Here is a 21,731-nt window from a genome sequence, read left to right as displayed (position 1 = left end):
TTATTGTCCGTTAATGCATGATAAATGTAAAACTATAGTCTGTTACTTCTTTAAAACCAAGTTTTTTGTATAAACTTCTAGCCGAGATATTATTAGAAGATGTTTGTAAAATAGGGGTTTTACCACGCTTCAAGCAATCTGAAATCATATAAGACAATAATATCCCCCCATATTTTTGTCCACGAAATTGTTCTTCAACATAAAATGTTGTGAATTCAATGTAATTCTTTGTATAACTTCCATATCTCCCCACTCCGATTGGAACATTGTCATGCATAACAAAAAAAATCCCTTTCTCAATATCATTGCTTATTTTTTCTTTATTGATTAAACGCTGCAGCTGCTCCTCACTACTCGGCTGAAAAAAATGAATAAAAAATTTATGAATGTATGATATGTCATATTCATTATGAATTGCTTTTCTAACTATTGAAATATCTGTATCATGAATCAATTTTTGACTATATACATAATGAATATCTCTACTAATTTCTTTCTTTATCCCTAAATACTTAAAAATACTTTCTACATATTCACTCTTCCCAGCAAGAAGTATAGAATTTCTTTTCAAACACTTAATCTGTTGTGCGATAACTTCAAGCTTGGTTTTGTCTTTTACCCAAAATGTAGTAAAAGATGCATTCCCTTCATCCTTTATATACAAAATACTCGTTACTTTATTGTCAGCCCTCTCCACATACCATTCTCCAAGTTGTTCATTTTCTAAACCTTGAATCGCTAATGTCTGAAACATCTCTTCCCTATATAAACAACATCGTATTTCTTCTTTACAATTTTCATCTATTGCTGTTAACAATTCCATTTCTTTCACCTCATAACATTTATTCGACAAATTCGACATCATTCCTTTACACCAAATAACCCCAGGAACTTTTTGTCTGAGGTTATTTTTGATTTATTTCCTAAACTATATGAATCCATTTTAATTTTCCGTCATATAGATTGCTGCTATGCAGAAAAAAAGAATCCTACACTTGCTTTCTCCTTTTGTTTGAACTTCGCATGTGGCAAAAAAAGGCCCTGACCGCTTCTATGCATGGTCAGATACTCTCGACCGTCTAGAAAAATGGTTTTATGTCTTTATATCTAAAAACCCTTTTAATACTCCAATTGTTTGCGGTGCTTGTAGTCTCGCTGTTATATACGGAAATTCCGGACTACCATCAAAGATCATCTGAGATGTTAACGGGGCACCTATCCACATGATTTCATCATCGATGATAACAAATGGCATTACTTTATTTTGACGATGCACTTGTACGTTTTTTATCGGAACTTGAGCTTCTGTATAGATCATTACGGATGCTTCTGCACGTGCTAATGCTTGCCATACCCTCTTATCCATGCGACTTGAATTAGGAATGGATATAATAATTTTCTTTTTCGCTAAAATTATATCTTTTAATAATACTTTCGTTTCTTCTTTGCTTGTTTGTACAAACCACCGCAATCTTTTCGTAATCTTCCGCTCTAGAATTGATCTTGATGTTGTACGATCATACACATCTCCTTGCCTTTGTAAATGAGAGGTTAAATGAGATAAAGCTTGTTTTCGCGAAAGATTTTGCCTCATATACTGACAATCTGATAGCTGAATAAATTTCCCCCTCGCTCTCGTTACTGCAACATTAACGAGGCGGTGATTTTTTTGATCAAAGAATAGCACACCCGGCCGTTCTTGCGGATAACTATCAACTGTATCGAATAAAATCATATCTCGCTCAGATCCTTGAAATTTATGAACGGTTGCTGCTAGTACAGGCGCATTTTTGAACTTTGTTTTCTGAAGCAATTCCCTAATGCATGTTGATAAAAAACGCGACTGTGCACGATATGGAGTTACAATACCAATTGACGGTATTCCATCCATTAAACCAATTAGCGTAAGCTGCATTGCTATTAGTCCAGAAAAAATATTATAACGTGAACTTGATGCTACGTCTTTTAATGAATAAGCGCCCATATTACTTGTATCTAGTAAAACTGCTGCTTCTTTCATGAAAGGCTGTAAAGTCGCTATTTTATCTCGCTCTGTAACAGAAGGATGATTGAACACTTCATTTTTATAAATAAATTCGTTTGTAAAGCTTGAAATATGCGGATGCATACGACGCTGCTCTTGCAACATGTATAAGTTCGGATGCTTTTTACGTTCATTTACCGCTTCTACTATACCCGCATGGTAAAACATATCTTCTTTTAGCCACTTATTCACAAGTTCATGGTTTGATAAGGCAATTGGTGGTAATTGTAAAAAGTCTCCGCACACTACAATACGTTTTCCTAAAGAAGCTGCTAATGCAATTTGCGGAACATATGCCATACTTACTTCATCTACGACTACAAGGTCAAACGTTCTTTCATAAACAAGTGAATCGATTGCACATTTCGATAATGTTGCCCCAATGACTTTTGCATTTTCAATATACTCTTTTTCAACCTCTTTCACTTTTGCTTTTTGCTTGCGAAGATCTCCTTCTATTTCCTGCATTTTTCTCTTTTCAGCAGAAGTCGCTTTATAAGAAAGAATTTTTTGTCTTAATTCTTGTCTTAATTCTTCTAAATAAAGCCTTTCTTCTTCCCATTCTTCATTTGTTGATTCCACTAATCGCGTAGTTAGTAACGTTTCATGATTACGAATTTGGTCATTTTGACTAAAACCATACCGAATCACATCTCCCGGTACCCACTTTTCTTTTTTCTCAATTTGCCTTGTTACTTCGCCCATTAATACATCAACCGCTGCGTTACTATGAGCTAATACAAGAACAGATTTTCCACTTTGATAATGCGTTGCAATAATGCGTGATAAATTGTATGATTTTCCGGTTCCTGGTGGTCCCCAAACGTACGTTGTTGCATTATAAAAAGCACGGTATGCAAGTTCATTTTTCACTGTTTTCATTTTCGCAATATGTTTTGGTTCACTCGTTCCTTGTAGTAACCGTTTCACGCGCTGACGCCTTTGTTTATCTTTTCTTACTTCTTTTAAACGTTCTTGCAACTGTTCTAAAAGCTGCCACGGCTCACTGTACAACGCCGCTTCCTGTATATGTTGCTGCATATAACAATTGAGTTTGACTTCAATGTCTAAGCCTTGAACAGATAGTACTTCCCCAGTTGCTTCCTCACCGTCAAATTCAATTCGAATCGGTGTTCCGTCTGGTAAACTTACTTCAGAAATGAGTTGAAATACATAAACACTACTTTCATAATCTGTATATAAAAAACGTCCATTTATAATGGATAATTTACTTCCACCAACTGTCTTCCAATGTTTAATTTCAAATGCTAACGCTTCATGCCACTCTTTCATTGTTTCTGTTAATGAAGGAGTTTGCGCAGATGTAATCATGTTTAAGTCTCCTTCCTCTACTGCAAACATACTTTCTCACTATACCACAAATCTATAGCTTGCCTAAACGTGAAAAACTTCCTGATGGAGAATAGATGAAGTGTTTTGAAATAGAACATTAAAAAACCGCAGCAAAATTTTACTGCGGTCTTTCGTTTTATCAATCCTTTTTGTACAAGCTTTCTATTACGTAATATCAGCACGCAGTTACTCATCTAGCATTCTTTCCTCGTTTTTAAACATAACTATAAATTTTTCGATATTTAAATCGCTGCTATGCAGAATCCAACATGATTTGCACTTGCTTTCTCCTTTTGTTTTCAACATTGCATGTGGTAGGAACGGGCCCTGACCGTTTCTACGCACGGCCAGATACTCTCGTCTCCCCTCTAAAAAGAAAAGGGGTTTTATTTCGTTTTTTTATTTGTATTTATATAGTTCTTTTCGGAAGGTAAATTGTAAACGTAGTCCCCTCGCCTTTTACACTGTGTACAGTAATACTTCCTTCATGAAGATCAATAATTTTTTTCACAATCGAAAGCCCTAATCCACTACCTTCAATTGTTCTATTTCGCGCCTCATCTACTTTGTAGAATCGATCAAAAATCTTGTCAATCTCATCTTCGCTCATACCAATCCCTGTGTCAGAAATCGTAAGACACAATTCCGTGTCTTTCTCTTCTCCATCAAATGAAATGGTCCCGCCACTCTCTGTGAATTTAATACTATTCGTCAATAAATTTGTCCACACTTGGTGGAGCAAGTTTTCATCTCCATACACTTGTATACTCGGAACATCCAATTCAATTGCGACATCTTTTTCACGCCATTGCCACTCTAGCATAAAAATAACATCTCTTATTTGCTTTCCGACATCAAATGTTTTCTTATCTAAAACTCTCTCTTCTTTATCAAGAGAGGCAAGCGTTAATAATTGTTTACACAAACTAGACATACGTCTACTTTCTGATTCAATAATTTCTAAATAATGTTTACGCTCAGATTCACTCATCTCATTTGTTTGTAATGTCTTCGAAAATCCTTGAATCGATGCAAGTGGAGATTGAAATTCATGGGAAACGTTTGAAACAAACTCTTGCCGCATCCGATCTAAATCCTTTAAGCTTTTTGCCATTTTACGAAAACTAACAGCCAGTGTTCCAATTTCATCTTTTCGATATTCTGGCAGAGCTACTTCATACTCTCCGTTTGCAATTTTTTTAGTTGCACTTGTAAAAAGCTGAATAGGACGCACAATAAACCGAGCTGCAATTGCAATAAGAATAATACTTAATCCAACCATTAAACATAATAATACAGCAAAGAAAATACGCATTTCACCCAATTGCTGTTGTATATCTGGACGAATAAAGAGAGCGTATTGCTTATCATCATGTTGAATTGGAATCCCAATACTATTTAAAAGTTCATTATCAAAAAAACCTGTTATAAATAACCTTGTTGGATAAGTCGAAATCCCGTTATATGTATGCCCCTTTAATACACTTTCTATCGTTTCGTCACTCACGTTAATTTTTCGAAATGCATTTCCATATCGTTTTCCTTGTTTTTGATCATTTACTACATAAATTTCAAAACCGAGATTAGAAATAGATTTCAAATATTCTTCTCGATTTTGTTCATCGGATTGCTCATATAAATGTTTTACTTCTTGTGCGTATTTTAAAATTTTTTCACTGTTATATGGTTTCAAATAAAGATGATAATACACATTCGATAATAAAAAACCAATCATACTGCTAACTAACATAATGACAATCGATATTATTACAAATCGTGAATATAATGATCGCATTTTATTTCAACTCCAATTTATATCCAAGACCACGTACCGTCTTAATTTGAAAATCATCTGTCCGTTTCGAAAAACGATCACGCAATCGCTTAATATGGACATCTACAGTGCGTTCATCACCTGCAAAATCCACTCCCCAAACAAGTTCAATCAATTCTTCACGAGAAAAAATCCGCCCTGGATAACTCGCAATCTGTGATAACAACTCAAATTCTTTTAACGGTAACAAAATAGTTTGTTCATGACAACGTACTTCATAGCTTTTTCGATCGATTGTTGTTCCATGTAATTGAATAATATCTGCACTTAGCATTTGATAACGGCGTAATAATGCTTTCATTCGGAATAGTACTTCAGCAGGTTCAAATGGTTTTACAATATAGTCATCCGTCCCAACAGAAAAGCCCTTCTCCTTATCTACTAACTGATCTTTTGCGGTTAACATAATAACTGGTATATCATAATACTTTCTAATTTCTTCACAAAGTGTGTATCCATCTATATGCGGCATCATAATGTCAACAATCGCTAAATGAATTGTTTCTTTCTCTAATATAGACTGTGCAGCTTTTCCATCTTCAGCCTCCCACACTGTATACCCCTCTTTTTGAAGGTGATAACGAAGAAGTTCTCTTATATGTAAATCATCATCTGTCAACAAAATATGTATCATATATATCAAACCCTTTCCATCAGTCAGTACGACTTTACATTATAAGATAGGTACAAAATATGCAAGAAAAAAAGAGAAAGCAAATTGCTCTCTCTTCTATTCTAACGAATGAATAAATAAACCACTGCGAAGTTTTGGTTCAAACCATGTTGATTTTGGTGGCATTACTTCCCCTGCATCTGCAATAGCTAGTAAATCTTCTATTCCAGTTGGATACATTGAAAAAGCAACCGCCCATCCTCCCTCATCAATCATTTTCTCTAACGCCGTCAGTCCTCGTATTCCTCCAACAAAATCAATTCTATCATTTGTGCGAGGATCATCAATTTGTAAAATGCGATGCAATAGTTGATCTTGTAAAATCGATGCATCTAGTCTAGTTACAACATTATTTTCATCAACTCTGTTTTCTTTTACGGTCAATTTATACCATACCTTATTCAAATACATTCCAAACGTATGACGCTCTGTTGGTTTATAGGGGGCTTCTTCCGCTTTATCTACATAAAAATCTTGAGATATCGCTTGTAAAAATTGTTCTTCTGATAATCCATTTATATCTTTTACAATGCGATTGTAATCCCAAATTGCTAATTCATCTTTCGGAAAAAGTACAGATAAAAAATAATTAAATTCTTCTTCACCTGTATAATTTGCATTCTCTTCACGTCGCATTATTCCTACTTTTACAGCCGATGCAGAGCGATGATGACCATCAGCAATATATAATGACGGTATCCCCTCAAACAGTTTAATTAATGTAGCAATCACTCTTTCTTCATGAATAATCCACACTTTATGCCGAATTGTATCATCTGCCGTAAAGTCATAAACATGATTATGCGTTATTTTCCAATTCGCAATTATATTTTCAATTTCACTTTTCCCGCGATATGTTACAAAAATAGGTCCTGTATGTGCATTACAGACATCAACATGACGAATACGATCTATTTCTTTTTCAGCTCTTGTCCGCTCATGCTTCTTAATTGTATCGCTTATATATTCATCAATCGATGTACAAACAACCAATCCAGTTTGAGACCGACCATTCATTGTAAGTTCATAAATGTAAAAACATGGTCGTTCTTCTTGAATAAGCACACCTTGTTCAATCAAATGTTGTAAATTCCCCCTCGCTTTCTCATACACCGCGTTAACGTATGGAGAAATAGATGGATCTAAGTCAATTTCTGCCTTATCAACACGCAAAAACGAATACGGATTACCTTTTGCAGTTTCTCTTGCTTCTTTACTATTGAGTACATCATATGGAAGAGCAGCTACTTCTTTTGCGCGCTCTTGTGTAGGACGAATTGCCCGAAATGGTTTAATTGTTGCCACCAAAATCTCCTCCTTTTCCGCATTAACATGTAGTAAGTTCGAAAAGCCCCTACTAATAGGAACTTCGCATTATACAATCATTCGTACCGCTACGACTCCTGTAATAGCCCTTATATTTGCCACAATATCTTCTTTAATAATATCATCAATGCCATTATCAATATCAATTATTGTATATGCAAAAGAGCCCTTACTACGGTTAATCATATCTGCAATATTTATATGCTGCTCGGCTAAGCGTGTCGTAATTTGCCCAACCATATTTGGAATATTTTGATGAGAAATTGTAATTCGATTCTTTCCGATATACGGTAGTTCTACATTCGGATAATTAACTGAATTGCGGATATTACCCGTTTCTAAAAAGCTTCGCAATTGCCGCACTGCCATAACCGCACAATTTTCTTCTGATTCGTATGTAGATGCCCCAAGATGCGGCGTTGCAATAACATTTTTCATTTGCAGTACACGCTCGTTTGGAAAATCTGTTATATACTGATTCACAATCCCCGTATGAAGCGCTCGTTCCAGCGCATCTTCGTCAACAAGCTCTCCGCGAGAAAAATTTAATATACGAACTCCTTTTTTCATTACTTGAAATGCATGTTCATTTATGATACCTCGCGTTTGTTCCACCAATGGAATATGCAAGGTAATATAATCGCATGTCGCAAAAACTTCTTCTAAACTAAACGCTCGCTGCACTTGTCTCGATAGTCGCCAAGCTGTTTCAACAGAAACATATGGATCATAACCTACAACGTCCATCCCTAATGATAAGGCATCATTGGCAACGAGAGCACCAATTGCACCTAGTCCAATAATGCCAAGACGTTTCGAGGCAATTTCTGAACCAACATATTGCTTTTTCCCTTTCTCAACAAGTTGCGGTACTTCTTCACCATGCAGCTCTTTTGTCCATACGATACCGTCTACAACATTACGTGATGATATAATTAAACTTGCAAGTACAAGTTCTTTTACAGCATTTGCATTCGCCCCAGGTGTATTAAAAACAACAATCCCTTTCTCTGTACACCGTTCTACTGGTATATTATTTACACCTGCTCCCGCTCTGGCAATTGCCTTTAAATCACTTGCAAACTCCTCATGATGCAATGAGTAGCTTCGCAATAAAATACCATCAGGATTCTCAACTGTTTCTCCTATTTTATAACTCTCTTTTGAAAACGTAGCAATTCCTTTTTCAGCAATTTGATTCAACGTTTGAATATGAAACATTTTCTCATCCCCTTATTTGTACTTCTTTTCAAATACAGACATGAAATTAACAAGTGATTGTACACCTTCCGCTGGCATAGCGTTATAAATACTAGCACGCATGCCGCCAACTGAGCGATGCCCTTTTAATTCTTCAAAACCATGCTTTTTGGCTTCTTGAATAAATAATGCATTCCGTTCGTTTGAAGACGTTGTAAATGGAATATTCATTAAAGAGCGATATGTAGTATGTACTGGTGAAGTGAACATGCTTGATTCATCTAAAAAGTTGTATAGAATTGCTGCTTTTTTGTAATTTCTTTTTTCAATCTCCTGTACGCCTCCCTGCGCTTTCAGCCATTGCAAAACTAGTTTTGTTACATAAATACTGAAAGTTGGCGGCGTATTATAAAGTGAATTATGTTTACTGTAAGTTTTATAGTTTAACATGGCCGGGCAAGAAGAATTAGCAGCACCAATTAAGTCCTTACGAACGATAACAACTGTTAACCCTGCCGGTCCTAAATTTTTCTGTGCTCCAGCATAAATAAGCCCGAATTTTGTAACATCATACTCTTCAGATAAAATATTGGAAGACATATCCGCAACGAGTGGGATTTCTTTTGTCTCAGGAATGTTTACATAACGCGTACCTTCAATTGTATTATTCGTTGTAATATGAATATAATCTATTTCTTGAGAAAGAAGTGTTCGATTGAATTCTGGAATGGATGTAAATCGGTCATTTTCAGGAGATGTAACAACCGAAATCGTTCCCATTTTTTCTGCTTCTTCGATTGCTTTTTTTGACCAGGAGCCCGTATGCACATATGCCGCTTGTTTATAGTGGTTCATTAAATTTAGTGGAATCATGGAGAATTGTAAAGATGCGCCTCCTTGTATAAAAAGGACTTCATAATTTTCAGGGATATTCATTAACTCACACAATAAACTTTTCGTTTCATCTATTATTTCCTGAAAAGCCGCTGATCTGTGACTCATTTCCATTATTGACATACCCTTTTCCTGATAGTTCAATAATTCCTTTTGTACTTGCTCTAAAACAGGAATAGGAAGTGTAGATGGTCCCGCTGAAAAATTGTATACTCGATGCATCTTATTCCCCTCTTTCGTTTTTTTATAAATTTTAAAACTTTCTGAATTATAACTCATATAAAATACCCGGTCAAATTGTTTTTCCTATTTTATTCTAAGAAGTATCGAAACCGTTCTCATGAGTAATTTTTCCTGAATCTCTTTACTTCGTATTGAAACAAAAAAATGTTAAGCACGTCTGCTTAACATTTTGAATAATAATTGTATAATTGCTAATTATTTGCAAAAAAACGGTCATAAATTTGATAAAGTGCAGAAATACCAATAAGCCAATAGACGGTATCAACAAGCGCTGGTACAGAACCAAAAATTTTTTCCACCAGATTAAAATCTAACGCAACAAATAACCAGTTTAAACCGCCAATAATCACCAGAATTGCTGTAAGGTAAGACAAAAATTTCATTGTGATTGCCCCCTTGGTGAAAAATGGTGAAAGGCCTTTCGCTATATTATATGCATGGAGTTCTTGAATTTGCCCATTATTTTTATTTTTTCGTTTTTAAAAATATAATTTAAATTTTAGCTTAATAGCGATGCGTTCTTGCCAGCTTTCCAATATAAAATCCACGCAAACTATATAGATTTTAATTTTTATACATATAAGTCGCTGCTATGCAGAATACAACATGCTTTCTCCCTCTGTTTTAAACCTTGCATGTGGCAGAAAAAGGCCATGACCGCTTCTATGCATGGCCAGATACTCTCGCCCGCTTAAATAGAAAAAGGGTTTTTATGTCGATTTTTTAATTTGTATTTACATAGCGTTGCACTTTATACCGTTTTTAATTTTCCTTCAAATATTATTTTCCGTCCGCATGGCTCTACAACCGTTTTCCCATCTCTTTTCACCTCATGGAAAATAGGCTCTTCCATGCGGCGAGACGGTGTATATCCTTCCTTATCCATTCTTTCGAGGCACTGTGCAATTGTTTCATCTGACAATACTTCAAATTTCTTCTTTTTTAATTGCTTTGTCATTATTTTACCTACTTTCTACTTTCCTTATCATTGCTTGATTTTTCATATGTGTCACATAAACAATAGATATTACTGCCATTATGATCATAATGGAAAAGAAAAAGCTTGTATACTGTATGTTCTCTATAAATAGCCCACCTAATACAGGCCCAGTAATGCTTCCGATACTAAAAGCAATTCCGCACAAAATATTTCCTGCCGGTAATAAATGTTTTGATAATAAATCAGTCATATAGCCGAGTCCGAGTGAAAAGCATGATCCAATAACCATACCAGCAAGTAACATACATATAAATACAAGCCAATAATAACCATCGAATATAGCCGCTAATAGAAAAATCACTGTACTGACGCTAAATGTCCATGTTAAAATCCGTTCTCTTCCAAGACGATCACTAAGTATACCAAGTGGTATTTGCGTAACAATTCCACCAATCGAAAATGCTGGTAATAAAAATGAAATTTGTTCAACTGACCAGCCTTTCCTCATCGCATAAACAGGTAAATTGCTATTAAGCATCCCTTCTAACACTCCATATGCTAACGGTGCAAGTAACGCAATCCACCCTACTATCCAAACTTGCTTATAGCGCTGCAAAGATGTTTCACTTTCTTGATTTGCTTCTCCTTGATCAGGAAATGCATTTTGCGTTGGGATCAATAATAACCATCCTATTAAACAAAGGACAGTTGATACAATAAACGGTGTTGCAATCCCGTATTGTACCGTACTCGCTAAATAAGGCCCCATCGCAAAACCGATACTGAAAAATGCTCCGTATATAGAAACTTGTTTTCCTACCTTGTGCGGACTAGCAGTCGTCGTAATCCACGTTTGCGTTCCAACATGAAGCATATGATCCCCTACCCCAACGAAAAAACGCAGAACAAACCATACCCAAAAAGAAAATGTTTGCGTAAATACAAATAATGCTCCAACAACAATAAAACCTCCAATTACAATAAGGGGTTTCATTCCAAACTTTTGCATCGGTTTCTCAAGCCAAGGTGAAATAACAAGAATCCCTATATATAATGCCGTTGCATGAATGCCGTTAAAGCTTGAACTAATTCCCTCCTTCTCAAAAATCATTGCAATTGCCGGTAACAACATACCTTGTGAAAGCCCAGAAATCGCAACAATTCCAACCATAATCCAAAACGTATACCTTCTCCCCATTTCATTACGCTCCTTGTCTAAACTCACATCCTTTATTATAGCTGGTTAATCCATAAATCGTATACTTTCAATTTCCACAAAAATAAAGCTAGAAGTCCAGACTTCTAGCTTACATCCTTTCCATCTACTGGAAGAAAGGTTTTAAATTCTAATTTTCAAATATATACATATACAACCCTATTATAGGATACGTTTCTTATTTGCATTATGAAACAATGCAGCTACTCTTTCAAAAATGTATTTACTTCATTAATAAACACGTTTAAACAATCAACAAATGGAGAATGGCCACAATCTTCTAACATGACCAATTTTGCATTTGGCAAATGCTTTGCCAACTCATCACCAACTACTTTTGGCACCACATAATCACGATCACCTTGGAGAACTAATGTTGGCACTTGAATGCGATTCATATCCCCGTTCCCAGCTACAACTCCGTTATGCTCATCTGATATATTAAATGTTACAAGTCCATAATTTACATCAACAAAATTGCGCTGCGTTAACATATCATCAAGATATTTCTCATAGCGATCTGGACTAGGTTGATGATGCGTATAAATAAGTAAATTCCAGACATTTCGATAATACTGCTTATCCTTTTGTTTTATAGCTTCAACAACAGGTGCAATTTGAACAGCATCTTTCGCTATTTCTTCTTTTGTTTTTAAAAGATGAGACACAATTGGTTGACCATTTATATCCTTCTTAAAAATGGGATATCCTTTCAGTCCTACTGATTCTACCAGTATAAGTTTATTTACATACACCGGATAAGCTGCTGTAAACTGCATCGCAACTCCTCCACCCATTGACCATCCGACCAATGAAAAATTTTTCAATTGTAATTCATCTACAAACAACTTCACATCTTCTGCAAAATCATTCAATGAATTAATCGGATGATGATAAGTTGAAAAGCCAAAACCACGTAAATCAAGAGCATAAATATGATAAGAATCTTGCAGTTGTTCTATAACTAAATCCCAATGCTGTGAAGATGTCATATTCCCGTGAATAAGCACTACTATCTCTGTTCCATTCCCCGCTTCTTGATAAGCAATTGTTTCTCCATTTGATAATGCCACTGATTTCATAATGGTAGGTTTCATTATTCGCTTTCCCCCTCAATAATATCAACAACACACGTTAAAAAACAGAAAATTCTAATTTAATAATATCACATAGAATATATGTTCTCAATCTGAAATTCAACTTATTTTTACAAAAGCAAACCGATAGATTACTAGACAATCTAGAAAAAAACAGATATAGTTAGCTAGGCAACTAATTGGAAAGGGCAAAAAATATGGACGAAAAACAACACTTTTTTCACACTGTCAGCCAAACCGCTCGGAAATTTTCTAAGAGATTCAATGAACGTGTTTCCCCAACTGGTTTATACAGTGCACAATGGGCTGTAATTTTCAGACTAGATCAAACTGGATCTTGCACGCAAACAGAATTGTGTCAATATTTAAATGTCGAATCTCCAACAATGACCCGTACTTTAAAACGTATGGAATTAATGGGATGGATTACTCGAACAGAGGGAACAGATCGACGTGAAAAGCTTATTTCTTTGTCAGAAACAGCAATCGCAATGATACCGAGTTGGCAGCAAGAAGTAAACGCATTTGAGAAAAAGACATTACAAGATATTAGCGAGGAAGAGCTTCGTCTTGCGTTTCATGTACTACAAAAAGTAATTCGAAATCTTGATTAAAAATTGGAGGGATGACTATGGAAAGTCAAAGGCTTTGGACGAAAGACTTCATTGGAACATGTTTGAGTAGTCTATTTCTCTTTTTAACATTTTATATGTTGATCACAACCTTACCTGTATATGTAATCGAGGGATTAAAAGGAAAACCTGAAGAAATGGGGCTTGCTGCAACAGTATTTCTTATTTCTTCAGTAATCTGCCGACCATTTACAGGGAAATGGCTTGATGATTTAGGACGAAAGAAGATTTTATTTATCTCCCTTTCGTTATTTTTAGCCGCAACAGTAATGTACTTCGGTGCGCAAAGCTTATTTTTACTACTTGCTCTTCGCTTCTTACATGGTATCGGCTTCGGAATGGCGACAACAGCTACCGGTACAATCATAACAGATGTAGCACCCCCCCATAGACGCGGTGAGGCACTTGGTTATTACGGAGTATTTATGAGCTTACCGATGGTTATCGGTCCTTTTTTAGGTTTAACGATTATTTCTAAATTCTCATTTACAGGGTTATTTGTCCTTTGTTCTATATTTTCTATACTTGCTTTTCTCTGCGGACTTTTAGTAAATATTCCAAATGAAAAAACAGCTGTCAATAAAGAAAAGAAACGAATGCAATGGAAAGATTTAATTGAGCCTTCAACAATTCCAATCGCTCTTACTGGTTGTGTACTTTCCTTTTCCTATAGCGGTATTCTTTCATTTATTCCCGTTTATGCAAAAGAGCTTGGTATGAGTGATATTGCTAGTTATTTCTTTGTTGTATACGCAATTGTAGTTGTTATTTCTAGGCCATTTTCAGGAAAAATCTTCGATCGGTTTGGGGAAAATGTCCTCATTTATCCATCAATTATTATCTTTATGATTGGTATGTTCGTTTTAAGCCAATCACATACGCCGTTTTGGTTACTAGCTTCTGGTGTACTTATCGGCTTTGGGTATGGAACTCTAATTCCAAGCTTCCAAACAATTGCAGTTAGTGTGGCACCAGATCAAAGGCGTGGATCTGCAACAGCTACTTATTTCTCATTCTTTGATACAGGGATTGGTATCGGTTCTTTCGTACTAGGAATTATCGCAGCACATTCCAGTTATCAGCATATGTATTTTATTTCTTCGATTATTGTTGCATTTACATTACTGATTTACTATTTTCTTCATGGGCGTAAACAAAAGTCCAAAAAACAAACAACACAAGAAAAATTATCTGCCTAATCCTATAAGAGAGAGTAAACTTCTACGTTTACTCTCCTTTTTTTGCTTCTCAATAGGCTTATCTCTTATAATAAAACTAGAAGGAGGCTAATTTTATGAGACTAAAAAAATCCCCGCTCATTTTAATCATTTTGATTTTTGTATGTATATTGACTGGTATGGGATTTACGTTATTCAATCCAAATAAAAATTTTTCTTCCAGACAAACAGTAACGAAAAAAAACTGGTTACAAGATCCTTGTCTCCGTTGGTCTTATTCACATATGCGCGAATTTGCTTCAACAAAAGTTGTTGCTAAAAATCAAAATTATATATCCTCGATTCCAACTAATTCGCGAGATTTAGATAACCTACATATTACAGATGAAAATGAAAATAATACAACGGTTCGGAAATTATTAGAAAAACATAAAACAGATGCCTTTATTGTTTTACAGGATGGAAAGCTTGTTTATGAACGATACTTTCATGGATATAAAGAAAACGAACCGCACGGTATGGCATCAGTAGCAAAAGTATTTACAGGACTGCTCGTTAATACCCTTATTGAAGAAGGAAAGCTAGACCCCAATGCAACTGCAGAAACTTATGTAAAAAAATTAAAAGGAACACCATTTGGGATCGCAACAATTCAACAACTTTTAGATATGCAAGTTTCAGTAGAATATCCAACTCACGGCTTTAAACAAGCTGGATTAGATAATCAAGATGCACAATTATATTTAGCAAGTAACCTTCTTCCTCGCAACAAAAACTATAATGGACCGACAACAATTTATGACATGTTACTAGAAGCAAATGAAACAGCTGCTCCAGGAGAAACATTTTCGTATAATAACGGTTCTGCTGAAACACTTGCATGGGTCCTTCGTACTGTCACAGGAAAATCGCTCACAGATCTAGTAAGTGAACGTATTTGGTCACCAATTGGCGCAGAAGAAAATGCTTATTACGTTGTTGATGAAACCGGAGTGGAACAAGCGAGTGCAGGATTAAATGCCACCGCACGAGACATGGCAAGATTCGGGGAGATGATTGCGGGCGATGGTGTCTATGACGGAAAACAAATTATTTCTCACTCTATAATTGAAGAAATTAAACAAATTAACCAATACGAACTCCCAGTTGGGGATGGTGAGGAATATTCTTATCATGATCAGTGGTGGATCTCCCATAACGAACAAAATGCATTTGAAGTACTTGGCAGTTATGGACAAAGGTTATATATCGATCCAACTGCACATATGGTTATCGTTCATTTTTCTTCTAATGCCAATCATACTGGAGAAATACAATTTGCATATAGTGATATGTATTTACAAATCGCTGAATATTTACAGAATAAGCTCTCTAATTAAGTTTATACTTTCGAAGTTTTCGTTACGAAAAGGAGTTGCCTTATGACAGCTCCTTTTCTATAATTGTAATTACATATTCCCATTGTTCTTCTGAAAAACATAACGGTTTTAACTGAAATACCATAGAACAAATCTCTTCTATATAATGGACATTTCCCTGTAAAAATTCCCATCGGAGCACCTTAGGTATATACAAATCTGCAACTTGTTCACTTTGTTCTACTAAAATGTCTACTTCTCTCTGACAAACACCTCTTATAAGATACCCTTCTCGCACTTCTTGTTTAACTTTAGAATATTGCTTACTTTTCTCCCTTATACAAAATAAACAATCAAGATAAGAGCAAAACAAATCATCTTCTCTTTTACATACATTCGCAATTTTGCAGATCAGTTCCCTATTTTTCATAATCTTGTTACCTTTTCATATTCCTTTTGTAGCCATTTCTCTCTTTTTTCTTGTTTATAATTTTTCACTTGTTTCAAAAGTGCACCGCTGAAGCTATATGGATTTGGATGTGCATATACAATTAATATGTTCATTGCAAACGACACCTTCCTTTAATTCCCTTTTGACTTTTTCTATACTCACATGCTATTCTAATACATGTCAAAGGGCAAGCCTCTTTGACAAAATAACTGACACCTATTCGGCGATGGTGTCTTTTTTATTTGTTAGCCGAAAACGCCCATCTTTCGGGGGCACATTTAATTTTTTGACACTACACACTCAGCACCATTTCCTTGTAAAAAGACTGCATAACACAGTCTTTTTATCTACATAACTCTTTTCAAAAAATGAATTTCCAAGCAAATATTACTATAAAAAAGGGAGAATAACTCCCTCTATGTTATTTTACCATGTAGTAAATCCCCTTATCATCTATACATTCATGTTGCTCTGCTAAAGTAATTTTCCCATCCAACTTTAACTCATCTAGCAGTCGCAGTATGTAAAATTGCTGCAACATCTTCTTTGCAAATTCCCCTTTATGTTCAGTAGCAATATGTTGTTGAATATCCAATAATGTAATCGGCTTTTCCTTTTCTTCCATATATTTATAAATCGCATTACGTAGTGTAATATATTTCTCAAGTGTCATCGTATGCTTGCTCCTTTCTTCTCGTTGTCCATCTTTCATTATCGGTTTTTTTGCAATAAAAAAACCTCTTCGATAAGAAGAAGCGGATTATATCTCTTCCTTCTTATCTTTCAGAACAAAACTGTTCTGCTGGAATTAGCACCTGCATCGCGGTTGCTGGGTTTCATTGGGCCAGTCCCTCCACCTCTCTGGATAAGAAAATATTCACTTTATCTTTTACTATAATGAACACAGCCAAAAAAGGCAATTCTCATCATAATAATCAGGATTTGTTTTTTGAAGTGCGCTGATATTTTATTCCATTTTGTTCATACTAAAAATGTAAAAGACCAAAGGAGGCACAGTCATGCAAAAAAATGCACGTGGTCACGTTCAAGATTCTTGTCAAGCATTACACGAAGCAAAGAATTGTTTACAAAATGCCTTACAAACAGTTGAGAAATCAGATAATCGTCAACGCATTGAACAATCTTTACAAGCTGTTCAACATGCACTGCTTCAATGTGATAGTACAGCTGAAGTTTTATCTCAAGATTGAACTCCCTCCACCTACCGTGCACTTCTGCACTTTGCGCGCTTGAGGTGGGGGGCTTCTCGCCAGATATGATAAACCTTATACCTCCATATTTTCAAATTCTACACCTCAAAATGAATTTATATAAATAAAAAAGACACTTCTTATAATAAAAATAAGAGGTGTCTCAAAAGGCAAACGAATATGTAAGTCGCGATCCTACTGTATATATTTATGCCTTACAAGAAAACTTTATTCACTATATACGTAAGTGAAATTTCGCATAAAAACTGCATTGGGTGCCGCATAAACACATTTAGCACTTCTGTTGCTTTCTTATATTATTTCCTACTGATGAATTTCTGTTTTACATACAATTACACCATCTTCGTCAACATAAACATAATTTCCTGGAATCCATGAAACTCCGCCAAAAGACACTGGAATATTTGTTTCTCCCTTCCCTTCTTTCACACTTCGCTTTGGCATCGTTGCAATCGCTAAAATGCCAAGTTCGATATTCCGAAGCTCCGCACAATCACGAACGCATCCATAAATAATTATGCCTGCTAAATTCCGCTGCCTTGCTATGTTTGCTAAGTTATCACCAAGTAATGCACAATTTGTTGAACCTTCTCCATCTACAACTAATACCGTTCCCTCTGGTACCATCTCTAGCGCCATTTTTACGAGTACGTTATCATCTTTAACCTTTACTGTCTCGATTTTCCCATGAAACTGCTTCTTCTTTCCATACGATTGAAGTAATGGCTTACATACTTGTACTTCTGTTTCATTCGCATCATAAAGATCAGTTGTTCTCCACATCATGTTCCCTCTTTCCTTTTCACGATTTATGTTACATATTCTTGTCCTTTCTTCTTTTCCCTGTCTTAATTGGCGAAATTTTGTATACTAATAAAGAAGAAATAAAAAAGGAAGTGTGTAACATGAGTAGTAAAACAAATGCTTGTCGTTTTTTAGATAAGCACAAAATTGCATATACAGTTCACGAATATGAATGGGATGAAGAAAACTTAGATGCAAAACATGTCGCTGAGCAAGTTCATTTGCAATTAGAACAGGTCTTTAAAACACTCGTCCTTCGCGGCGATAAAACCGGGGTAATTATGGCTTGTATCCCTTCGCATAAAGAGCTTAATTTAAAAGCGTTAGCATCTGCAAGTAAAAATAAAAAAGTTGAAATGGTTGCAATGAAAGAAATACTTGGATTAACAGGATACATACGCGGCGGTGTTTCACCACTTGGCATGAAAAAAATTTATCCACTCTTTATTGACGAATCTGCTGCAAATTTAGACCCAATTAGCATTAGTGCTGGAAAAAGAGGATTACAAATTTTTATGAACGGCGCCGACCTAATCAAAATTAGTAACGCAACACCTACTTCCATTACTTCATAACAAAACCTGTCTCAATAGATGAGACAGGTTTTGTTTACATTTCTCGGCGAATTGCTGATAACACATTAATATTCGTTGCTTTTATTGCCGGCCTTAGTCCGGAAAAAATCGCAATAATTATACTAATAGAAACAGAAATAACAATAAGAAATGGAGGGATTATTGAAAATATAAATCCTTTTGGTGCTTCCGTTTTTGCAAATTCCTTTAATAAGATCGGAATTAATTCATTTCCCCCTAAACTAATAAGGCATGGAATAAAAATTGATAATTCCAATAATTCGTAGTATACTACTTAAAAATCTATAGGAGAGATTGCTTATGTTTAGAATAGATTGTTCTTTCCAACTTCATCATCATACATAAAGCCTTGTATCCGAAGAAATTTTTTCTTCGTGGGTACAGGGCTATTCCTGTTTACCCACGAAGCGATTATAAAGCTATGTGGGTATTTTCATACCTGCATAGCTTTTTTTATTTTAAAAAGGAGTGATAAATATGAACTTGCAAAATGTAAAAGGGACAAAAGACTATTTACCAGAAGAACAAATGCTGCGCAATACAATTAAACGGACTTGTGAAGAAATATTTGAGGCCTATGGCTGCAAACCGCTAGAAACACCTATTTTGAACATGTATGATTTGATGGCTTATAAATACGGGGGAGGATCTGAAATTTTAAAGGAGATGTACACGCTTCAAGATCAAGGGAATCGTGAACTTGCATTGCGTTATGATTTAACCATTCCCTTTGCAAAAGTCGTCGCAATGAATCCAGAAATTCGTCTCCCTTTTAAACGTTATGAAATTGGGAAAGTATTTCGTAATGGCCCAATTAAACCAGGAAGAGTTCGAGAGTTTGTACAGTGTGATGTCGATATTGTTGGCGCTGAATCTATCTTAGCAGAAGCAGAATTAATGGTAATGGCTCTTGACATTTTTAACAAATTAAACTTAGACGTAACCATTCAATATAATAATCGAAAACTATTAACAGGGTTGTTACAAGCAATTCAAATCCCTGAATCACAGTTACAAGATGTTATTTTATCTGTAGATAAACTTGAGAAAATCGGTATTGACGGTGTAAGAAATGATTTAATGAATCGAGAAATACAAAGTGAAACGATTGATATGTTATGTAAGACGTTAGAAACATGTATGTCTATGCCACTTTCTGAATTTGATAAAATGTTCCCAAATTCTCTTGTTAAAGAAGGAGTTACTGAACTTCAAGAACTTAGGCAATACTTGGTGGCACTTGGCATTCAACGTAATACAACGTTCTCTCCTTTTCTTGCAAGAGGACTCACAATGTATACTGGAACGATTTATGAAATTTTTTTAGCAGATGGCAGTATTACTTCTAGCATAGGTAGTGGGGGGCGCTATGATTACATTATCGGTGCACTTCGAAATGATAATAAATCTTATCCAACAGTTGGAATCTCGTTCGGTTTAGATGTCATCTATACCGCTCTTGTCCAAAAAGAACGAGTCTCCCCTTCTATCGATATCTTTATTATTCCGCTTGGAACACAGGAAAATTGTCTAAAAATTGCTCACACATTGCGAACAAACGAAAGTTTAAAGATAGAACTTGAACTGGCAAATCGTAAACTAAAGCGAGCCCTTAACTATGCAAATAAAGAAAACATTCCGTATGTACTTATTATCGGTGAAGAAGAGATAAATAACGATGTAGCTGTTTTACGAAATATGAAGGAAGGAACAGAACAAACGATTCCTCTTGCTTCTATTGAAAATGGAACTTTCAAACAATATATACGTCGTTAATTGAATCGATCTAACTAATTATAAAAGGAGAAACGTATACTGCTTCTACGTTTCTCCTTCTATTACATAGGCTATATATAAGATAAGATTTAATTTTGCATTCATTTTTTATTAAAGCTTATTCAAAAATTGATTTAAATCTTGCTTAGTTTTCGTCGTTAATGACTTTAGCTTCTTTAAGTCTTGTTTTTGTTTTCCCATTTCAACAATGAGTGGATATAAATTTTGCTCAATTGTTTTATAATCGGTTGCATGCTTTGTTTCCACTTCTTTCTCAACTACATCCCATTTATCAGTAAGTTGCTTGCCAAGTTTATTTACAGCTTCTTGTTTTGGATTCGCTTTCAATTGCTTGTCCACTTCGTCTATTAACTGTACAACTTCCTTTACCCCACTCTTCACAGTAGCATTTTGCTTTCCGTTTGTTGGTTTTGTTTCAGTTGTTCCGGTTTTCTCATTTTTTGTTTGATCTGCATTCGTTGATTTTGTTTCAGCTTTCCCATCTGCACTTGTTGTTTTTGAATCTTTTTCTTCGTTTTTACCCGTAGTTGTTTGATCTGCACTTGTTGTTTTCGCTTCTTCTTGATTGTTTGTTTGTTCCTTTTTAGTTTGAGTTGCTTGATCTTTTTCTGTTGAGGTCCCGCAAGCTGTAATGGAGAGCATCGCTCCAATCGCAAATGAAGCAATAGATATTTTTTTCAATTTCATAATAAGCCTCCTAAAATTACATTTTCACCTCCCAAATAAGTTTCTATATACTCCCAAAAATCCCTTTTTATTATTTATAACAAATAAAATTTTCTCAATAAAATCCTTCAGTCGAATCAATAACCTATCCCGTCAGACACGCTGCTTCGATCCCATACTTGTTGCCATTTTCCTAT

At 35.3% G+C, this 21,731-nt stretch carries 23 protein-coding genes and 1 riboswitch; of the genes, 6 read left to right on the top strand and 17 right to left on the bottom strand.

Annotated elements, in window-relative coordinates:
• Positions 1-10: 10 nt before the first annotated feature.
• From BM211_RS11370 to BM211_RS11320, 11 genes are all read right to left on the bottom strand, one after another.
• Complete coding sequence (locus BM211_RS11370) at positions 11-823, bottom strand: GNAT family N-acetyltransferase (protein WP_177206923.1); 813 nt, start codon at positions 821-823, stop codon at positions 11-13.
• 270 nt (positions 824-1,093) lie between these two features.
• A complete protein-coding gene (locus BM211_RS11365) occupies positions 1,094-3,406 on the bottom strand; it encodes an AAA domain-containing protein (protein ID WP_371261868.1) in 2,313 nt (770 codons plus the stop codon).
• A 400-nt stretch (positions 3,407-3,806) separates the two neighbouring features.
• Complete coding sequence (locus BM211_RS11360; protein ID WP_035436419.1) at positions 3,807-5,192, bottom strand: sensor histidine kinase; 1,386 nt, start codon at positions 5,190-5,192, stop codon at positions 3,807-3,809.
• A 1-nt stretch (position 5,193) separates the two neighbouring features.
• On the bottom strand, positions 5,194-5,871 hold the full coding sequence (locus BM211_RS11355) for a response regulator transcription factor (RefSeq protein WP_090997327.1): 678 nt from the start codon (positions 5,869-5,871) through the stop codon (positions 5,194-5,196).
• 90 nt (positions 5,872-5,961) lie between these two features.
• Positions 5,962-7,209, bottom strand: a complete 1,248-nt coding sequence (locus BM211_RS11350) for a DUF1015 domain-containing protein (protein WP_090997257.1) — start codon at positions 7,207-7,209, stop codon at positions 5,962-5,964.
• A 69-nt stretch (positions 7,210-7,278) separates the two neighbouring features.
• Positions 7,279-8,451, bottom strand: a complete 1,173-nt coding sequence (locus BM211_RS11345) for a 3-phosphoglycerate dehydrogenase family protein (protein WP_090997254.1) — start codon at positions 8,449-8,451, stop codon at positions 7,279-7,281.
• Between the two features lie 12 nt (positions 8,452-8,463).
• Entirely contained in the window at positions 8,464-9,546 is a 1,083-nt protein-coding gene (gene serC / locus BM211_RS11340; protein ID WP_035436429.1) for a 3-phosphoserine/phosphohydroxythreonine transaminase, read from the bottom strand.
• 212 nt (positions 9,547-9,758) lie between these two features.
• A complete protein-coding gene (locus tag BM211_RS11335) occupies positions 9,759-9,950 on the bottom strand; it encodes a DUF378 domain-containing protein (protein WP_090997252.1) in 192 nt (63 codons plus the stop codon).
• Positions 9,951-10,318: 368 nt separating this feature from the next.
• On the bottom strand, positions 10,319-10,525 hold the full coding sequence (locus tag BM211_RS11330; protein ID WP_035436431.1) for an NETI motif-containing protein: 207 nt from the start codon (positions 10,523-10,525) through the stop codon (positions 10,319-10,321).
• A 4-nt stretch (positions 10,526-10,529) separates the two neighbouring features.
• On the bottom strand, positions 10,530-11,705 hold the full coding sequence (locus tag BM211_RS11325; protein ID WP_035436434.1) for an MFS transporter: 1,176 nt from the start codon (positions 11,703-11,705) through the stop codon (positions 10,530-10,532).
• A gap of 221 nt (positions 11,706-11,926) precedes the next feature.
• The gene (locus BM211_RS11320) at positions 11,927-12,823 is read right to left on the bottom strand and encodes an intracellular short-chain-length polyhydroxyalkanoate depolymerase (protein ID WP_035436435.1); all 897 of its coding nucleotides are present in this window, start codon (positions 12,821-12,823) and stop codon (positions 11,927-11,929) included.
• 194 nt (positions 12,824-13,017) lie between these two features.
• Between BM211_RS11320 and BM211_RS11315 the strand changes: the two genes are divergently transcribed.
• The 3 genes from BM211_RS11315 (at position 13,018) to BM211_RS11305 (ending at position 16,009) form a co-directional block, all read left to right on the top strand.
• Positions 13,018-13,434, top strand: a complete 417-nt coding sequence (locus BM211_RS11315) for a MarR family winged helix-turn-helix transcriptional regulator (RefSeq protein ID WP_035436439.1) — start codon at positions 13,018-13,020, stop codon at positions 13,432-13,434.
• 17 nt (positions 13,435-13,451) lie between these two features.
• Positions 13,452-14,651, top strand: a complete 1,200-nt coding sequence (locus BM211_RS11310; RefSeq protein ID WP_090997247.1) for an MFS transporter — start codon at positions 13,452-13,454, stop codon at positions 14,649-14,651.
• A 95-nt stretch (positions 14,652-14,746) separates the two neighbouring features.
• The gene (locus BM211_RS11305) at positions 14,747-16,009 is read left to right on the top strand and encodes a serine hydrolase domain-containing protein (protein ID WP_035436443.1); all 1,263 of its coding nucleotides are present in this window, start codon (positions 14,747-14,749) and stop codon (positions 16,007-16,009) included.
• A gap of 40 nt (positions 16,010-16,049) precedes the next feature.
• On the opposite strand, the gene BM211_RS11300 is transcribed toward BM211_RS11305, so the two are convergent.
• The 3 genes from BM211_RS11300 to BM211_RS11295 all read right to left on the bottom strand — a co-directional run bounded on the left by BM211_RS11300 (position 16,050) and on the right by BM211_RS11295 (position 17,112).
• Positions 16,050-16,418 carry a hypothetical protein gene (locus tag BM211_RS11300; RefSeq protein WP_035436444.1) on the bottom strand — a complete coding sequence of 123 codons (369 nt, stop codon included), beginning with the start codon at positions 16,416-16,418 and terminating at the stop codon, positions 16,050-16,052.
• Positions 16,415-16,552: an NAD(P)H-dependent oxidoreductase gene (locus tag BM211_RS25920; RefSeq protein WP_141771627.1), complete on the bottom strand. Its 138-nt coding sequence runs from the start codon at positions 16,550-16,552 to the stop codon at positions 16,415-16,417. Before BM211_RS25920 ends, BM211_RS11300 begins: the two co-directional genes overlap by 4 nt.
• Before the next feature lie 308 nt (positions 16,553-16,860).
• Positions 16,861-17,112: a hypothetical protein gene (locus tag BM211_RS11295; RefSeq protein ID WP_035437014.1), complete on the bottom strand. Its 252-nt coding sequence runs from the start codon at positions 17,110-17,112 to the stop codon at positions 16,861-16,863.
• A 100-nt stretch (positions 17,113-17,212) separates the two neighbouring features.
• Positions 17,213-17,311: riboswitch (SAM riboswitch) on the bottom strand.
• Between the two features lie 147 nt (positions 17,312-17,458).
• Between BM211_RS11295 and BM211_RS11290 the strand changes: the two genes are divergently transcribed.
• Positions 17,459-17,650: a hypothetical protein gene (locus tag BM211_RS11290; RefSeq protein WP_035436446.1), complete on the top strand. Its 192-nt coding sequence runs from the start codon at positions 17,459-17,461 to the stop codon at positions 17,648-17,650.
• A gap of 324 nt (positions 17,651-17,974) precedes the next feature.
• Here BM211_RS11290 and rraA read toward each other — a convergent pair whose 3' ends face one another.
• A complete protein-coding gene (gene rraA / locus BM211_RS11285; protein WP_035436449.1) occupies positions 17,975-18,454 on the bottom strand; it encodes a ribonuclease E activity regulator RraA in 480 nt (159 codons plus the stop codon).
• Between the two features lie 122 nt (positions 18,455-18,576).
• Between rraA and ybaK the strand changes: the two genes are divergently transcribed.
• On the top strand, positions 18,577-19,050 hold the full coding sequence (ybaK, locus tag BM211_RS11280; RefSeq protein ID WP_035436452.1) for a Cys-tRNA(Pro) deacylase: 474 nt from the start codon (positions 18,577-18,579) through the stop codon (positions 19,048-19,050).
• A gap of 34 nt (positions 19,051-19,084) precedes the next feature.
• Here the strand turns inward: ybaK and BM211_RS11275 are convergent, their stop codons facing one another.
• Positions 19,085-19,327 (bottom strand): hypothetical protein, encoded by a 243-nt coding sequence (locus BM211_RS11275; protein WP_035436454.1) that lies wholly within the window; start codon positions 19,325-19,327, stop codon positions 19,085-19,087.
• 221 nt (positions 19,328-19,548) lie between these two features.
• Here BM211_RS11275 and BM211_RS11270 point away from each other — a divergent pair, with 221 nt between their 5' ends.
• A complete protein-coding gene (locus tag BM211_RS11270) occupies positions 19,549-20,847 on the top strand; it encodes a histidine--tRNA ligase (RefSeq protein ID WP_090997245.1) in 1,299 nt (432 codons plus the stop codon).
• A gap of 111 nt (positions 20,848-20,958) precedes the next feature.
• Here the strand turns inward: BM211_RS11270 and BM211_RS11265 are convergent, their stop codons facing one another.
• Complete coding sequence (locus tag BM211_RS11265; protein ID WP_035436456.1) at positions 20,959-21,555, bottom strand: hypothetical protein; 597 nt, start codon at positions 21,553-21,555, stop codon at positions 20,959-20,961.
• Between the last annotated feature and the right edge of the window lie 176 nt (positions 21,556-21,731).

This window comes from Bacillus sp. 491mf, assembly GCF_900112415.1.
In the GTDB taxonomy this organism is placed as follows: Bacteria; Bacillota; Bacilli; order Bacillales; family Bacillaceae_G; genus Bacillus_A.
Note: the sequence above shows the minus strand (reverse complement) of the source record. Positions and strands in the feature narration are given on the sequence as shown.

Bases quoted from the DNA above. Each gene is read 5' to 3' on its own strand.
- BM211_RS11360 (WP_035436419.1), bottom strand. From the start codon at position 5,192: ATGCGATCATTATATTCACGATTTGTAATAATATCGATTGTCATTATG.
- rraA (WP_035436449.1), bottom strand. From the start codon at position 18,454: ATGTGGAGAACAACTGATCTTTATGATGCGAATGAAACAGAAGTACAA.
- BM211_RS11325 (WP_035436434.1), bottom strand. From the start codon at position 11,705: ATGGGGAGAAGGTATACGTTTTGGATTATGGTTGGAATTGTTGCGATT.
- BM211_RS11315 (WP_035436439.1), top strand. From the start codon at position 13,018: ATGGACGAAAAACAACACTTTTTTCACACTGTCAGCCAAACCGCTCGG.
- BM211_RS11310 (WP_090997247.1), top strand. From the start codon at position 13,452: ATGGAAAGTCAAAGGCTTTGGACGAAAGACTTCATTGGAACATGTTTG.
- ybaK (WP_035436452.1), top strand. From the start codon at position 18,577: ATGAGTAGTAAAACAAATGCTTGTCGTTTTTTAGATAAGCACAAAATT.
- BM211_RS11335 (WP_090997252.1), bottom strand. From the start codon at position 9,950: ATGAAATTTTTGTCTTACCTTACAGCAATTCTGGTGATTATTGGCGGT.
- BM211_RS11300 (WP_035436444.1), bottom strand. From the start codon at position 16,418: ATGAAAAATAGGGAACTGATCTGCAAAATTGCGAATGTATGTAAAAGA.
- BM211_RS11290 (WP_035436446.1), top strand. From the start codon at position 17,459: ATGCAAAAAAATGCACGTGGTCACGTTCAAGATTCTTGTCAAGCATTA.
- BM211_RS11265 (WP_035436456.1), bottom strand. From the start codon at position 21,555: ATGAAATTGAAAAAAATATCTATTGCTTCATTTGCGATTGGAGCGATG.
- BM211_RS11330 (WP_035436431.1), bottom strand. From the start codon at position 10,525: ATGACAAAGCAATTAAAAAAGAAGAAATTTGAAGTATTGTCAGATGAA.
- BM211_RS11305 (WP_035436443.1), top strand. From the start codon at position 14,747: ATGAGACTAAAAAAATCCCCGCTCATTTTAATCATTTTGATTTTTGTA.
- BM211_RS11370 (WP_177206923.1), bottom strand. From the start codon at position 823: ATGGAATTGTTAACAGCAATAGATGAAAATTGTAAAGAAGAAATACGA.
- BM211_RS11365 (WP_371261868.1), bottom strand. From the start codon at position 3,406: ATGTTTGCAGTAGAGGAAGGAGACTTAAACATGATTACATCTGCGCAA.
- serC (WP_035436429.1), bottom strand. From the start codon at position 9,546: ATGCATCGAGTATACAATTTTTCAGCGGGACCATCTACACTTCCTATT.
- BM211_RS25920 (WP_141771627.1), bottom strand. From the start codon at position 16,552: ATGAACATATTAATTGTATATGCACATCCAAATCCATATAGCTTCAGC.
- BM211_RS11270 (WP_090997245.1), top strand. From the start codon at position 19,549: ATGAACTTGCAAAATGTAAAAGGGACAAAAGACTATTTACCAGAAGAA.
- BM211_RS11345 (WP_090997254.1), bottom strand. From the start codon at position 8,451: ATGTTTCATATTCAAACGTTGAATCAAATTGCTGAAAAAGGAATTGCT.
- BM211_RS11295 (WP_035437014.1), bottom strand. From the start codon at position 17,112: ATGACACTTGAGAAATATATTACACTACGTAATGCGATTTATAAATAT.